At 55.3% G+C, this 13,651-nt stretch carries 16 protein-coding genes and 1 other RNA gene; 3 read left to right on the top strand and 14 right to left on the bottom strand.

What is annotated here, in order from left to right:
* Positions 1-16: 16 nt before the first annotated feature.
* The 10 genes from C2U68_RS13680 to accA form a co-directional block, all read right to left on the bottom strand.
* Complete coding sequence (locus tag C2U68_RS13680) at positions 17-496, bottom strand: hypothetical protein (RefSeq protein WP_186289608.1); 480 nt, start codon at positions 494-496, stop codon at positions 17-19.
* A 15-nt stretch (positions 497-511) separates the two neighbouring features.
* Entirely contained in the window at positions 512-985 is a 474-nt protein-coding gene (ispF, locus tag C2U68_RS13675) for a 2-C-methyl-D-erythritol 2,4-cyclodiphosphate synthase (protein ID WP_140913029.1), read from the bottom strand.
* Complete coding sequence (gene ispD, locus C2U68_RS13670) at positions 982-1,677, bottom strand: 2-C-methyl-D-erythritol 4-phosphate cytidylyltransferase (RefSeq protein ID WP_140913028.1); 696 nt, start codon at positions 1,675-1,677, stop codon at positions 982-984. Before ispD ends, ispF begins: the two co-directional genes overlap by 4 nt.
* A gap of 3 nt (positions 1,678-1,680) precedes the next feature.
* Positions 1,681-1,914 carry a septum formation initiator family protein gene (locus tag C2U68_RS13665; protein ID WP_409563858.1) on the bottom strand — a complete coding sequence of 78 codons (234 nt, stop codon included), beginning with the start codon at positions 1,912-1,914 and terminating at the stop codon, positions 1,681-1,683.
* A gap of 165 nt (positions 1,915-2,079) precedes the next feature.
* Complete coding sequence (eno, locus tag C2U68_RS13660; protein WP_140913026.1) at positions 2,080-3,363, bottom strand: phosphopyruvate hydratase; 1,284 nt, start codon at positions 3,361-3,363, stop codon at positions 2,080-2,082.
* A gap of 43 nt (positions 3,364-3,406) precedes the next feature.
* Positions 3,407-4,243, bottom strand: a complete 837-nt coding sequence (gene kdsA, locus C2U68_RS13655) for a 3-deoxy-8-phosphooctulonate synthase (protein WP_140913025.1) — start codon at positions 4,241-4,243, stop codon at positions 3,407-3,409.
* 12 nt (positions 4,244-4,255) lie between these two features.
* Positions 4,256-5,896, bottom strand: coding sequence for a CTP synthase (locus C2U68_RS13650; protein ID WP_140913024.1), 1,641 nt, complete (start codon positions 5,894-5,896; stop codon positions 4,256-4,258).
* Between the two features lie 355 nt (positions 5,897-6,251).
* Positions 6,252-6,470 carry a hypothetical protein gene (locus C2U68_RS13640; RefSeq protein WP_260839357.1) on the bottom strand — a complete coding sequence of 73 codons (219 nt, stop codon included), beginning with the start codon at positions 6,468-6,470 and terminating at the stop codon, positions 6,252-6,254.
* On the bottom strand, positions 6,454-7,812 hold the full coding sequence (gene tilS / locus C2U68_RS13635; protein ID WP_260839356.1) for a tRNA lysidine(34) synthetase TilS: 1,359 nt from the start codon (positions 7,810-7,812) through the stop codon (positions 6,454-6,456). Before tilS ends, C2U68_RS13640 begins: the two co-directional genes overlap by 17 nt.
* A gap of 54 nt (positions 7,813-7,866) precedes the next feature.
* The gene (accA, locus tag C2U68_RS13630; RefSeq protein WP_140913022.1) at positions 7,867-8,844 is read right to left on the bottom strand and encodes an acetyl-CoA carboxylase carboxyl transferase subunit alpha; all 978 of its coding nucleotides are present in this window, start codon (positions 8,842-8,844) and stop codon (positions 7,867-7,869) included.
* 81 nt (positions 8,845-8,925) lie between these two features.
* Here accA and C2U68_RS13625 point away from each other — a divergent pair, with 81 nt between their 5' ends.
* Positions 8,926-10,233, top strand: coding sequence for a replication-associated recombination protein A (locus tag C2U68_RS13625; RefSeq protein ID WP_140913021.1), 1,308 nt, complete (start codon positions 8,926-8,928; stop codon positions 10,231-10,233).
* Positions 10,234-10,396: 163 nt separating this feature from the next.
* On the opposite strand, the gene C2U68_RS21235 is transcribed toward C2U68_RS13625, so the two are convergent.
* From C2U68_RS21235 to C2U68_RS13610, 4 genes are all read right to left on the bottom strand, one after another.
* A complete protein-coding gene (locus C2U68_RS21235) occupies positions 10,397-10,558 on the bottom strand; it encodes a hypothetical protein (protein ID WP_186289607.1) in 162 nt (53 codons plus the stop codon).
* 418 nt (positions 10,559-10,976) lie between these two features.
* A non-coding RNA gene (ssrS, locus tag C2U68_RS13620) (6S RNA) lies at positions 10,977-11,156 on the bottom strand.
* Between the two features lie 20 nt (positions 11,157-11,176).
* Positions 11,177-11,473, bottom strand: coding sequence for a cell division protein ZapA (locus tag C2U68_RS13615; protein WP_140913020.1), 297 nt, complete (start codon positions 11,471-11,473; stop codon positions 11,177-11,179).
* Positions 11,470-11,697 carry a TIGR02449 family protein gene (locus C2U68_RS13610; RefSeq protein ID WP_140913019.1) on the bottom strand — a complete coding sequence of 76 codons (228 nt, stop codon included), beginning with the start codon at positions 11,695-11,697 and terminating at the stop codon, positions 11,470-11,472. Before C2U68_RS13610 ends, C2U68_RS13615 begins: the two co-directional genes overlap by 4 nt.
* Positions 11,698-11,802: 105 nt before the next feature.
* Here C2U68_RS13610 and C2U68_RS13605 point away from each other — a divergent pair, with 105 nt between their 5' ends.
* Positions 11,803-12,330 carry a UPF0149 family protein gene (locus C2U68_RS13605; RefSeq protein ID WP_140913018.1) on the top strand — a complete coding sequence of 176 codons (528 nt, stop codon included), beginning with the start codon at positions 11,803-11,805 and terminating at the stop codon, positions 12,328-12,330.
* A 12-nt stretch (positions 12,331-12,342) separates the two neighbouring features.
* Positions 12,343-13,650 carry a Xaa-Pro aminopeptidase gene (gene pepP, locus C2U68_RS13600; RefSeq protein ID WP_140913017.1) on the top strand — a complete coding sequence of 436 codons (1,308 nt, stop codon included), beginning with the start codon at positions 12,343-12,345 and terminating at the stop codon, positions 13,648-13,650.
* The last annotated feature ends 1 nt before the right edge of the window (position 13,651 follow it).

Below are 13,651 nucleotides of genomic sequence, written 5' to 3'. Positions count from 1 at the left end.
TTTAACGGCAAGCGGCTCAGAAAAAACGTTCCTTATAGTCAAAAAGAGGCTGGACGGGATGACCGATAATTTGGTCAGCAAGAGAATGATTGTTATCCGACGGTGCCAACAATACGCGCAGTGACGCCGCATCGATAATGCCAAAGTTGTCCAAATCATGGCATCCGGAACCGCCGCAATAATTTTGGAAAACGATGTACGAACGTTGATCTTTTCCTTTTAGACAAGCGGCAAAAAAGTACTCGGCTGCTTTTGGACCGTCGACCGTGTTGTCAAAAACCAAACGAATTGATTCTTTCCCGGAGCTGGCGGAGAGGACTATTTTAGATAAGGCTAACTTGGCATCCGGAAATCTCTCTGCGCTTACTTCGACAGAAGCCCCACCACATAACGTTTTGGCGAATTTTTCGTCTGCCAACGCTGAATATGAGAGGCAGATTGCCGTCAATCCAACAAAAGCCAATTTCAAATTAGGGAGACAAATCCGGTTCCGCATCAAATTCCGCCAAGCTTATTTCTCAATCAACACCACCGCCTGCACCGCGATGCCTTCCTTACGGCCCTCGAAGCCCAGTTTCTCGGTGGTGGTGGCTTTGACGTTGATGAAGTCGATGTCGGTTTCCAAGTCAGCGGCGATGTTGGCGCGCATGGCCGGCACGTGCGGCAGCATTTTCGGCGCCTGGGCGATGATGGTGACGTCGGCGTTGACCAGCTGATAGCCTTTTTCCTTGACGATGTTGTAGACGTGACGCAACAACACTCGACTGTCGGCACCTTTGAAGTTGGGGTCGGTATCCGGAAAATGCTTGCCGATGTCGCCCAGCGCCGCCGCGCCCAGGATCGCATCCGCCAGCGCGTGCAATACCACGTCGCCGTCGGAATGGGCTTCCAGGCCTTTTTCATAAGGAATGGTGACGCCGCCGAGAATGATGTGGTCGCCGTCGTTGAAGCGGTGGACGTCGTAGCCCATGCCGACTCGAATCATGCTTGTTGCTCCATATAGAATTGCGCCAGCGCCAGGTCTTCCGGGCGGGTGATTTTGATGTTGTCCGGGCGGCCTTCGACGATCTTGGGCTGGAAGCCCAGGATTTCCAGCGCACTGGCCTCGTCGGTCACGGCCGGATTGCCTTCGGTCTGTTGCAGCGCGTCGCGCAGCATGCCGTATTTGAACATCTGCGGCGTCAGTGCCCGCCAGACGTGCTTTCTGTCGATGGTCGCAGTGATGGTATCGCCGTCGACGTGTTTCAGTGTGTCGTGCGAACTCAAGGCCAGGATGCCACCTACGGCGTCATCTTTCAGGCTGTCGATTTGCAGATGAATATCGGCGGCGGTCAAACACGGCCTCGCGGCATCGTGGACCAACACCCAATCGCCTTCCTCAGCTAAGCCTTGCAACGCTTTCAAAGCCGACAACACCGAATCGGCGCGTTCCTTGCCGCCGGGAGCGGTAATCACGTCCGGATGTTTGGAGATTTCCAGCTCCGGCCAGTACGGATCTTCAATCGAAATCGCCACCGCGACTTTTTGAAACGCGCCGGATGCCAGCAAGCGACTCAAGGTGTGCTCGATGACGGTCTTGCCGGCCAGCGGCAGATATTGTTTGGGGCGATCGGCTTGCATGCGTTTGCCGACGCCGGCTGCAGGCACCACGGCCCAACATTGGGGAATTTGGTTCATGCGCTATTCCAGCACTTGAAAGAAAGTTTCGTTTTCCTTGATCATGCCCAGTTCGTAGCGGGCGCGTTCTTCGATGGTTTCCAGACCCTTGCGCAAGTCTTTAACCTCGGCATACAAAGTATCGTTACGCTCTTTTTTCTCTTGAGCTTCCTTGGTCAATTCCTCCAGCCGCGCACGGTACTCGCGAATCTGCGCCAGACTGGCATCGCCGAACCACAACCGGTACTGGAAGTGCAGCGTCAGGACAATGATGACAAGGATCAGAGTTTTGATGGCGTTATCTCGAAAATGTAGGTTGGGTTAACCCTGAGCGGTAGCGAAGGGTGTAACCCAACTTAAAAGCCGACGTGTTGGGTTACGGCTAGCGCGTTATATGCCCTTTGGTAAACCCAACCTACGCTTTTATTTCAGCATTTTAAATGCGCTACGGCCGGCATAGCGGGCTTTCGCACCCAACTCGTCTTCGATTTTCATCAGACGGTTGTACTTGGCGACGCGGTCGGAGCGGCTCAAGGAACCGGTTTTGATTTGGCCGGTGCCGGTGGCGACGACCAAGTCGGCAATGGTGGTGTCTTCGGTTTCGCCGGAGCGATGAGAAACCACGGCGCTGTAGCCAGCCGCGCCAGCCATGTTGATTGCTTCCAGGGTCTCGGTCAGGGTGCCGATTTGGTTGACTTTGATCAAAATCGAGTTGGCGATACCTTTTTCGATGCCTTCTTTCAAAATGGCCGGGTTGGTCACAAACAAGTCGTCACCGACCAATTGAATGCGATTGCCCAGTTTTTCGGTTTGATATTTCCAACCGTCCCAGTCGTTTTCGTCCAGACCGTCTTCAATCGAAATAATCGGATATTTATCAACCCAGGCGGCTAGGAAATCGACCATCTCGGTGGAAGTGAAGCTGCGGTTTTCGGCGGACAGGAAGTATTTGTCGTTTTCGAAATACTCGGAAGCGGCCGCGTCCATACCCAGGTAGATGTCTTGGCCCGCTTTGTAACCGGCTTTTTCGATCGCTTCCAGGATGACTTCGATGGCTTCTTCGTTGGAACGCAGATTAGGTGCGAAACCGCCTTCGTCGCCGACGGTGGTGGCCAAGCCTTTGCCTTTCAACACTTTGGCCAGGTTATGAAACACTTCGGCGCCGTAACGGATCGCTTCGCGGAAAGTTGGCGCGCCGACCGGCAGAATCATGAATTCTTGCAGGTCGACACTGTTGTCGGCGTGCGAACCGCCGTTGATGATGTTCATCATCGGCACCGGCAGGATGAATTCGCCGGATTTGTTCATGAACTGGTACAACGGTTTGCCGGCTTCTTGCGCAGCGGCACGGGCAGCGGCCATCGATACGCCCAAGATGGCGTTGGCACCCAGGTTGCTTTTCGCATTGGTGCCGTCCAGATCGATCATTTTTTGATCCAGCGCCGCTTGATCGTCGGCTTGCATGCCCACGACAGCGTCCTTTAATGCCGTATTAACGTTATTGACGGCTTTCAACACGCCTTTGCCCAGGTAGCGGTTTTTGTCGCCGTCGCGCAATTCGATGGCTTCGCGTTCGCCGGTGGAGGCGCCTGACGGCACCATCGCGCTGCCGACGACGCCGGAATCCAAATACACTTCGGCTTCGACGCTGGGGTTGCCGCGCGAGTCCAGAACTTCTCTAGCTTTTACATCAACGATTCTCATGATCTTTGCTTGCTCCGTGGTAAGGATGGATTAGTTATTAATTATTTCAGCCTAAGGTGGTTTCGATGAAGGCCTGAGCTTTAACGGCGCGGTCTATGGTCATCAAGGTTTCCAGCAATTCTTGCATCCGGTGCAGCGGCCAGGAGTTGGGGCCGTCGCTCAGGGCTTCTTCCGGCTTCGGATGGGTCTCCATGAACAGGCCGGCAACGCCGACCGCCACTGCCGCCCGCGCCAATACCGGCACATGCTCGCGCTGGCCGCCGGAACAACTGCCCTGCCCACCCGGTAACTGCACCGAGTGGGTGGCGTCGAACACGACCGGACAATCAGTGTCGCGCATCACTGCCAGCGAACGCATATCGGACACCAGATTGTTGTAACCGAACGAGACACCGCGCTCGCAGACCATGATCTTGTCGTTACCGGTAGCCTTGGCCTTGGCAACCACATTGCCCATGTCCCAGGGCGCCATGAACTGGCCTTTCTTGATATTGACCGGTATGCCTTGGGCGGCGACACTTTGGATGAAATTGGTTTGCCGGCACAGGAAAGCCGGAGTTTGCATCACGTCGACGACGGCGGCAACTTCGGCCAGCGGCGTGTCCTCATGCACGTCGGTCAATACCGGCACATTCAGTTGTTGCTTGACCTTTTCCAGAATCTGCAAGCCGGTTTCCAGGCCCAGGCCGCGGAAACTGCTCATCGACGAGCGATTGGCTTTGTCGAACGAGGATTTGTAAATAAACGGGATGCCGAGCTCGTCGGTGATTTCCTTGAGTTTACCGGCGGTATCCAGCGTCATTTGTTCGCTTTCGATGACGCAAGTGCCGGCGATCAGAAATAACGGTTTGTCGAGTCCGGCTTCGAAATTGCAAAGTTGCATGCTTGACCTTGATTACTTGGATGCGGATGAATGCTGTTTGTGCTTGGCGGCCGCTTCGACGAAACCGGAAAACAACGGATGGCCGTTGCGCGGCGTCGAGGTGAATTCGGGATGGAACTGGCAAGCCAGGAACCAAGGGTGGTCGGCCAATTCGACGATCTCGACCAAACGGCCGTCCAGCGATTTGCCGGAAAAACGCATGCCGGCTGCTTCCAGTTGCTTCAAATACTGGTTGTTGAATTCGTAACGGTGGCGATGGCGCTCGGTGATCACATCCTTCTGATACACATCGAAGGCCAACGAATCGGACTTCAACCGGCATTTCTGCGCGCCCAGGCGCATGGTGCCGCCGATGTCGGAATCTTCGTCGCGGGTCACCAGTTCGCCGGCTTCGTCCATCCATTCGGTAATCAAACCAATCACCGGATGCGGGCTTTTCGGCAAAAATTCGGTACTGTGCGCGCCTTCCAAACCAACCACGTTTCTGGCGAACTCGATCACCGCCGATTGCATGCCCAGGCAGATGCCGAGGTAAGGGATTTTGTGCTCGCGGGCGAAACGCACGGTGGAAATTTTGCCTTCGACGCCACGCTCGCCAAAACCGCCCGGCACCAGAATCGCGTCGACGTCTTTCAATTGCGCCGTGCCTTCCTGCTCGATGGTTTCCGAGTCGATGTATTTGATTTCGACCTTATGCCGGGTATGGATACCGGCGTGGAGCAAGGCTTCGTTCAGCGATTTATAGGCGTCGGTGTGGTCGACGTATTTACCGACGATGGCGATTTGCACCTCGTCGGTCGGATGGGTCAGGCCGTCGACGACTTTTTCCCAAGCGGTCAAATCGGCCGGCGGCACATCGAGACGCAACTGATGCACCACCAGGTCGTCCAGGCCTTGTTCGCGCAATAACAGCGGGATGCGATAAATAGTGTCGGCGTCGATCGCCGAAATCACGGCTTTTTCGCTGACGTTGGTGAACAGAGCGATCTTGCGGCGCTCGCTGGCCGGAATCGGCTGCTCGGAGCGGCAGATCAGAATGTCGGGCTGAATCCCGATGGTGCGTAATTCCTTGACCGAGTGCTGCGTCGGCTTGGTTTTCAGCTCGCCGGCCGACTTGATGTAGGGCACCAGCGTCAAATGGATGAATACCGCGCGGTCGCGGCCCAATTCGACGCCCATTTGGCGGATGGTTTCCAGAAACGGCAGCGACTCAATGTCGCCGACCGTGCCGCCGACCTCAATGATGCCGATGTCCATGCCTTCGGCACTGGCGAACACCCGGCGTTTGATTTCGTCGGTGATGTGCGGAATGACCTGCACCGTGGCACCAAGGTATTCACCTTTACGTTCGTTACGTAGAACCTGCTCGTAAACCTGGCCGGTGGTGAAGTTGTTTTTCTTGGCCATCGTGGTTTTCAAAAACCGCTCGTAATGGCCCAGGTCGAGGTCGGTTTCGGCGCCGTCCTCGGTAACGAACACTTCGCCGTGCTGGAACGGGCTCATCGTGCCGGGATCGACGTTGATGTAAGGATCGAGTTTGGTGATGGTGACTTTCAGGCCGCGATCTTCCAGAATCGCCGCCAGCGATGAAGCGGCAATGCCTTTTCCCAAGGAAGACACCACGCCGCCGGTGATAAAGATGAATTTTGTCATTAAGGATTTGCGCCCTGTTTAGCGAATAGCAGGATCAAAACAAACGACGATTTTAGCAGCTTTGGCCGCAGCTTGCCGCTAAATTAGACCGATCAATCCAAACAGCACCACAGTGGAACCCGAAGGCCGACTTTGCTTAACAGGCCGGCAACTCCCGATCATTCCAACTTTGCGTCCGACCGCAAATTCGGCCAGGAGCTGAATGCGAACACCCAAATCATGATGATGTTCACCACCGGCACTAGCAACACTAGCACCCAACGCCCGTCGAACCCGGCTTTTTGCAAAATGCGATTGCCCAGCCAAAGACAGAAGAGAATGTAGGCCGGCAAAAGGATAAAAAACAATTCCATGGTCACCGCTCCTGTTTCAGGCTAGGCCATCCTTGGAACGCCAACTGCAAGAATACCAACAACAAGCCGAACACCGGCAAAAATACCAACGCAGCCCAAGCCGGATGCAAACCGGCCTTTTTATAAACCACGATGGTCGGGATCGCCACCATCATCCCGACAATCGCACTCTGCAGAACATCCGGAAACATCTCCACCCCCTGGTCAAAAAACGGAATCATCAAGCCAGCGACTGGCCTTCCAATCCACTCGATAACAAGCCGCCTCACCGCTGGCCCAAGCCCATTCCGCGACCCATAAGCCCGCTACCGCCGCCAGACGCCCGTCTATATAGAGCAACGGCCGCTGATTACGTTCCCAGGGCGGAATAGCCGCCTCCTGGTACAACTTCTTCAGGCAATGATGCCCAGCACGTCCGGGTAACTTGAGCTTTTCGCCGCCAACTCGAGCCTTTACCGACACTTCGGCTCCGTCCCAATGAGCCTTGGCGATTCCGGAACAGGCTTCCGCCCTGACCAAGCCATAGCCGTTTCCCAAATCTAACCGGGCATCCGGTTTCGGCCACAACAAATTACCTGCGAATTTATCCAACGCGGCCGCCGGGATGCAAAACAATTTTTGCCGATAACCGAGGACATGATACCCCTGAATTTGGAGCTGCGGCGCCGATGTTTTACCCTGGCGGTTGGCGAATTGTGCCGTCAGCGCATCTATCACTGTGGCACTCGGCGGCTTCAACCCGAAGGAGGTCAGCCACTTCCGCAACACAACGCGGCGCTGCGACTCGCTGAGCCGGCTTAAACCGGCAAGACAGATACTTTTGCTTTCAGGGTCGAGCATTTCCGCCAAAACCGGTCCTACCCAATCCTCTAACATCCGTGAGGCTTCGCCGCAATGCGCGGCCGAACGCGCCACTGTTTTATCCAGCGCCGGCCAGCGCTGCTTCAACAACGGCAGGATTTGATTGCGCAGAAAGTTGCGATCGAAATCGCTGCTTTGGTTACTCGGATCATCCACCCATTGCAGATGATTGGCGCGCGCATAGTCGCAGATATCTTTTTTGGACGTATCCAAAAAAGGCCGCAGCATACGCCCGCGGCCAAATGCCGCATCGACAGGCATGCCAGCCAAGCCGGCCACCCCCGCCCCCCTGAACAATTGCAGCAACAACGTCTCCGCTTGGTCCTCGCGATGTTGCGCCAGCAACAACACGTCGCCCTCCTCCAACAATGGACGCAAAGCCCGGTACCTTGCTTCGCGCGCCGCAGCCTCGGGGCCTTCACCGTTTCGGGCAACGGCATCGACCTTGACAATTTGAAACGCCACCCGCAATTCCAGGCACTGGCGGCGGCAATGCTCGCCCCACGCATCGGCGCTGGCTTGCAAACCGTGGTTGACGTATACGGCGACAATGCGCTCTTGTAGTCCGGCTCCGACTGCGGCCAAATGGAGCAACACATGCGAATCCACACCGCCGCTATAGGCCACGTAAACCGTTCGACAATCCGGCGGCAATAGCGCAGTGATCAGACGCGGGTCGAGACTAGAGATTTTCGGGTTCATAAAAAAAGGCCGAACGCAGCCGGCCTTTTGTCTAAACGGACGAACGTGGCCGGACTATTTAACCGGCTCTTCAATGTAGGAGCCAAAGCGCATGATCCGCTGGTAGCGTTTTTCCAACATTTGATCCATGTTAGCAGCCGCCTCCTGGTTCAATTCCGCCAAGTGCCGCAATAACGCCTCCTGCAAATTTTCGGCAATCTTCTGAAAATTACGGTGACCGCCGCCGACCGGCTCACGCACCACCTCGTCCAAAAAGCCTTGCTCGCGCACCCGGTCGGAGGTAATGCCCATGGCTTCCGCCGCCAACTGGGCTTTGTCGGCGCTTTTCCATAAAATCGAGGCACAACCTTCCGGCGAAATGACCGCGTAGGTGCTGTATTCCAGCATCAACAAGCGGTCGCCAACGCCAATCGCCAGCGCGCCGCCGGAGCCGCCTTCGCCGATGACCGTGCAGATGATCGGCGTGCGCAATTTGGACATTTCGAACAGATTGCGTGCAATCGCCTCGCTTTGGCCGCGTTCCTCAGCGCCAATGCCGGGATAGGCGCCCGGAGTGTCGATCAGGCAGATAATCGGCAGCTTGAAACGCTCGGCCATCTTCATGACCCGCAAGGCTTTGCGATAACCCTCCGGACGCGGCATGCCGAAGTTGCGATGGATTTTTTCCTTGGTGTCGCGACCTTTTTGGTGACCGATCACCACCACCGGCTGACCTTCCAGCCGCGCCAAGCCGCAGACGATGGCCTGATCGTCGGCAAACGCCCGGTCACCGTGCAGTTCGTGGAAGTCGGTGAACATCAGATTGACGTAATCTAATGTGTAGGGACGGCCAGGATGGCGGGACAATTGCGAAATCTGCCAGTCGGACAGGTTGCTGAAAATGCTCTCGGTCAGCATTTCGCATTTTTGCTCGAGCTGTTTCAGTGTCTCGGAAATGTCGAAATTGTTGTCCAGCTCCACCTTGCGCAGCTCTTCGATTTTGGCTTGCAATTCGGCGATGGGCTGTTCGAAATCTAAGAATTTTAAATCCATGTCAATCCGGCCAGAGAATCAATAAAATGGCCGGCGATTTTAAAGAAAAATGCTGCCATTGCCTATCAGTTTTACCGGATCATGAACCAGACCGCCTTCGACATCAATCCGCACGCGCCCTTGGCCGCCCGCATGCGTCCGACCAATCTGGACCAATACATCGGCCAGCAGCATTTGCTGGCGAAGGGCAAGTCGCTCCGCGCCGCGATTGACCAGGGCGTGCCGCATTCGCTGGTGTTTTGGGGGCCGCCGGGCGTTGGCAAGACCACGCTGGCGAAAATTATCGCCGCCAGCGCGCATTGCCATTTCATCGAACTGTCGGCGGTGATGGCCGGGGTCAAGGAAATCCGCGCCGCGGTGGCGGAGGCCGAGGAGGTCAAGCTCAGCCGGAATCTGAACACCGTGGTGTTTATCGACGAGATCCACCGCTTCTCGAAAAGCCAGCAGGATTCCTTGCTGGCGCCGATCGAGAGCGGTGCGATCATCCTATTCGGCGCCACCACCGAAAATCCGTCGTTCGAACTCAACAACGCGCTGCTATCAAGGCTACGGGTTTACGTGATGCGCAGCATCGAAGCCGAGGATTTGGTGGACCTTCTGCACCAAGCGTTGACCGATCCAACCCGCGGTTTGGGTAAGCGCAAACTGGCAATCAGCGACGACGTGCTGACAATGATCGCCAAGGCGGCCGACGGCGACGCCCGCCGCTGCCTTAACATTCTGCAAATCGCCGCCGACCTGGCGGAAACCGTGGACGACCGGGAAGTCGTCGACCGCGGGGTGATCGGCGAAGTTTTGCAAGGCCATGCGGCTCGTTTCGACAAGGGCGGGGATATTTTCTACGACCAGATTTCCGCGCTGCACAAATCGGTGCGCGGCACCGACCCGGACGCGGCATTGTACTGGTTCTGCCGGATGATAGAGGGCGGTTGCGACCCGTTATACATCGCCCGCCGGGTGGTGCGGATGGCGTCGGAAGACATCGGCAACGCCGACCCGCGCGGGCTGGAACTGGCGCTGAATGCCGCTCACGCCTACGAGCGCCTGGGCAGCCCGGAAGGCGAGTTGTCGCTGGCGCAAGCCATCGTCTATCTGGCCTGTGCGCCGAAAAGCAATGCCGTATACGTCGCTTATAAGGCGGCAATGGCCGATGCTCGAACCAGCGGCTCGCTGGAGGTGCCGATCCATTTGCGCAATGCGCCAACCAAACTCATGAAAGAACTGGGACACGGCGCCGAGTATCGTTACGCTCACGACGAGAAAAACGCCTATGCCGCCGGCGAAAACTATTTACCGGAACCTTTAAAAGGCAAACGTTATTATTTTCCGGTAGAACGCGGCCTGGAAGTAAAGATAAAAGATAAACTGGAGTTTTTACGGAAGCAATAAAAAACCGGCAGCGCGAACCGGTGATTGCAATACTATCTTCGCAATTGTCTGTACCAGGGTATTTGGCATAAAAAAACTCCCGTACCGGAGGGCCGATACGGGAGCAAAAGCAAGCAAATATTTAGAATATCTACCTGCGAATCTCCGCCAAATGGAGAAACTTTTAAAACCTTTCAAGCTTGGCGCGACTTTCCAGTACCATGTTGCTGGAAAGCGCGGCGATACCGAACAGCATGGTTGAAATTATAAATTGCCCGAAAATAAAACTCAGTATGCCGGAGAAAGAAACCAAGCCAACAAACACGTCTTTTTTAAATTCATTCATTGCGACCACCCTACGATAAATTAATATGCAAACACGTCCGACCCAAAACGCTGTTAAATCCATTCTCGCCACCTCAAGCGGCAACGTGAGTTAAGTAAAATCCAAAACTTCAGTTACTGCCAGCACCGATCTTCCGTTATTTAATACATTTCGCATATTTCAACCAAAAAACCATAGGCTTCCGCACAAAAAACCGGATTTCCGAGACATAGGCCGAATAATAAAAAACCGACTTCAAATTGAATTTAAATATGTGGCGCTCATCACGAAAGCCACATAGCGCGGCGGCACTTGGATATTGCAGCTGAGAGCGGATCGGTCAGTCTTGAGACTGGCGCCCAGGCGCAATAGGCGCAGCAAAACCAACGCCATCCGAAACTTTATTTGGGGGAAGAAGAGCGGGATTTGAAAGGTAAAGAGATCTCCCGCCTGCGCCGTCTGATACTTTCGTCCTTGAACCGGAGGTTCAAGTGGAAACCGATTCCCGCCAATCAGGCTTCCTGAGCGAACAGGCATGCACACCATGACGGGTAAAAAGCTTCCGGGGCAAATGCAGGTTCAGGAAACACCCAGTACTGCTCGAACGCTGCAGGAGATTGGACTTGTAGTTTACCGGATTTACGGGTTTTCCAAAACGTTTTCTATTTTGATGCGCAAATCTGCCAAGCGATTCGCCATATCGCTGTCGCCGGTGGGCTTATGGGCTTCCGCAGCCCAATCGTGAGCCAGATTCAACGCCGCCAGCACGGCAATACGGTCGGCCCCGCTGACTTTACCGGTGTCGCGGATCTTGCGCATTTGCTTGTCGAGCTCGCGAGCGGAACTAATCAACGAATCTCTCTCGTCCGGCGCACAGGCGATCTTGTATTCCTTGTCCAGAATATTCAACGAGACGGGGTGAACGGCTTTACTCATGAGTCGTGTTCCATCGCTTTCAGGCGAGCGATCATCGCTTCGACTCGGGCTTTGGCCAGCGTGGTTTTTTCCAGCAATTTGGCTTTCTCCTTAACCAAGGCATCCTGTTTGACTTTCAACGACTTGTTCTCATTTTTGACTTGATTGAACTGAGCGATCAGCACATCCAGTTTATTTTCCAGCGCTTCGAGTTCGGTAGACGGATCTTTTTCGAGTTGAGACATAGTCAGAAGTATGGGCTGATATGACGTTATAATCCTCACGTTCGGCTAGGAATGTTAGCATAAGCCAGGTATTTGAACAGCTCCTTGACAGGAAACACGTATCCAATGACATACAGCGCGATCAGCGAAATTCTGCAACAACACGACGCGGACGTCGGCGCCGCGGAGGCACACGGCGTCGCTACCGGCATGCTCTGCGTCGAAATTAAAGCCGACGTGGAAAACTGGCTCCGGGAATTGTTTGCCGAGATTGAACAATTGATTGAGGGAGACAAAAACCTGCTGTGCGGCGTCTTCGAACAAACCCGCACTTTACTGGAAAATCAAAACGACGAATTCGCGTTCGACTTGCTGCTGCCGGACGAGGACGAGGCATTGGCGGAACAGGTCGAAGCCCTGCGCTGTTGGTGCCAGGGATTTCTGTTCGGCGTAGGCTACGCCCAAACCGACGCCGACTGGCCGGGCGACACGGCCGAGGTGATGCGGGACATGATCGAACTGACTAAAATCGACAGCGACCTTGGCGAAGAAGACGACGAAAACGCGCTGATCGAAATCCGCGAATACGTGCGCGCTGCCGTATTTACCGTACGCGACCAGTTCGCCGAACAACACCCGCTACAAACTCACTAAGCCGCCGCCCCGATGAAACAGAGCGAATTCAAAAAGCGCCGCGCCAGCCTGATGAAACAAATCGGCAAAGGCAATATCGCCATCATTGCCAGCGCCCCGCACCGCACCCGCAACCGCGACGTGCATTACCCATTCCGCCAGGATAGCGACTTTTACTACCTGACCGGATTTAATGAAGCCGAATCGATGGCCGTGTTTATTCCCGGCCGCGAACAAGGCGAATACATCCTGTTCTGCCGCGAATTCGACGAGAAAAAGGCCTTGTGGGAAGGCGCCCATGCCGGCCTGGAAGGTGCCACCAAACATTACGAAGCCGACGATTCGTTTCCGATCGACGATCTGGACGACATCCTGCCCGGCATGCTGGAAAACAAGAGCAAGGTGTTCTACCCGATGGGCAAGGACAGCGATCTCGACCACAAACTGATGGAATGGATCAACAACATCCGCAAGCAATCCCGTTCCGGTATCACGGCACCGGGCGAATTGGTGTCGCTGGAACACATCCTGCACGAGATGCGGCTGTTCAAAAGCGCCGAGGAATTGAAATTGATGCGCCGCGCCGCCGAAGTCTCGGCCAAGGCACATGTTCGGGCCATGCGGGCCTGCAAGCCGGGTTTATACGAATACCAGATCGAAGCAGAACTGATGCACGAATTTGTGCAAGATGGCTTGCGCGCAGTGGCCTACCCGTCCATCGTCGCCGGCGGCAGAAACGCCTGCGTGCTGCATTACACCGAAAATAACGACAAACTCAACAAAGGCGACCTGTTGCTGATCGACGCCGGCGTCGAATGCGACCATTACGCCGCCGACATCACCCGCACCTTCCCGGTGTCCGGCAAATTCAGCGAGCCGCAACGCTTGTTGTACCAACTGGTGCTGGACGCCCAAGCCGCGGCTTTGGCCGAGATCAAACCCGGCAATCCGTGGAACAAGGCCCACGACGCTTCGGTGGAAACCTTGACCAGGGGCTTGGTGGAACTGGGCCTGCTCAAAGGCAGGGTGAAAAAACTGATCAAAGACGAAAAGTACAAACAGTTCTACATGCACCGCATCGGCCACTGGCTGGGGATGGACGTGCATGACGTCGGCGATTATAAAATCAAAGACGAATGGCGCCTGCTGGAACCCGGCATGGTGTTGACCGTCGAGCCGGGACTCTACGTCGCCGCCGACTGCGAGACAGTGGATAAGCAATGGCGCGGCATCGGCATCCGCATTGAGGACGACGTGCTGGTCACCAAGGACGGCCATGAGATACTGACCGGCGGAGTACCGAAGTCGATAGACGCCATCGAAGCGCTAATGACGGGCTAGA

Origin of the sequence: Methylomonas koyamae (assembly GCF_006483455.1) — a bacterium.
Taxonomy (GTDB): Bacteria; Pseudomonadota; Gammaproteobacteria; order Methylococcales; family Methylomonadaceae; genus Methylomonas; species Methylomonas koyamae_B.
The sequence above is the reverse complement of the archived record's forward strand: the minus strand, read 5'-3'. Positions and strand labels throughout refer to the sequence as shown.

Excerpts from the sequence above, each read along its gene's own strand:
- C2U68_RS13680 (WP_186289608.1), bottom strand. The coding sequence starts at position 496 with ATGCGGAACCGGATTTGTCTCCCTAATTTGAAATTGGCTTTTGTTGGA.
- C2U68_RS13625 (WP_140913021.1), top strand. The coding sequence starts at position 8,926 with ATGAACCAGACCGCCTTCGACATCAATCCGCACGCGCCCTTGGCCGCC.
- ispD (WP_140913028.1), bottom strand. The coding sequence starts at position 1,677 with ATGAACCAAATTCCCCAATGTTGGGCCGTGGTGCCTGCAGCCGGCGTC.
- tilS (WP_260839356.1), bottom strand. The coding sequence starts at position 7,812 with ATGAACCCGAAAATCTCTAGTCTCGACCCGCGTCTGATCACTGCGCTA.
- accA (WP_140913022.1), bottom strand. The coding sequence starts at position 8,844 with ATGGATTTAAAATTCTTAGATTTCGAACAGCCCATCGCCGAATTGCAA.
- C2U68_RS13605 (WP_140913018.1), top strand. The coding sequence starts at position 11,803 with ATGACATACAGCGCGATCAGCGAAATTCTGCAACAACACGACGCGGAC.
- C2U68_RS13615 (WP_140913020.1), bottom strand. The coding sequence starts at position 11,473 with ATGAGTAAAGCCGTTCACCCCGTCTCGTTGAATATTCTGGACAAGGAA.
- C2U68_RS13650 (WP_140913024.1), bottom strand. The coding sequence starts at position 5,896 with ATGACAAAATTCATCTTTATCACCGGCGGCGTGGTGTCTTCCTTGGGA.
- C2U68_RS21235 (WP_186289607.1), bottom strand. The coding sequence starts at position 10,558 with ATGAATGAATTTAAAAAAGACGTGTTTGTTGGCTTGGTTTCTTTCTCC.
- C2U68_RS13610 (WP_140913019.1), bottom strand. The coding sequence starts at position 11,697 with ATGTCTCAACTCGAAAAAGATCCGTCTACCGAACTCGAAGCGCTGGAA.
- C2U68_RS13640 (WP_260839357.1), bottom strand. The coding sequence starts at position 6,470 with ATGATTCCGTTTTTTGACCAGGGGGTGGAGATGTTTCCGGATGTTCTG.
- pepP (WP_140913017.1), top strand. The coding sequence starts at position 12,343 with ATGAAACAGAGCGAATTCAAAAAGCGCCGCGCCAGCCTGATGAAACAA.
- ispF (WP_140913029.1), bottom strand. The coding sequence starts at position 985 with ATGATTCGAGTCGGCATGGGCTACGACGTCCACCGCTTCAACGACGGC.
- kdsA (WP_140913025.1), bottom strand. The coding sequence starts at position 4,243 with ATGCAACTTTGCAATTTCGAAGCCGGACTCGACAAACCGTTATTTCTG.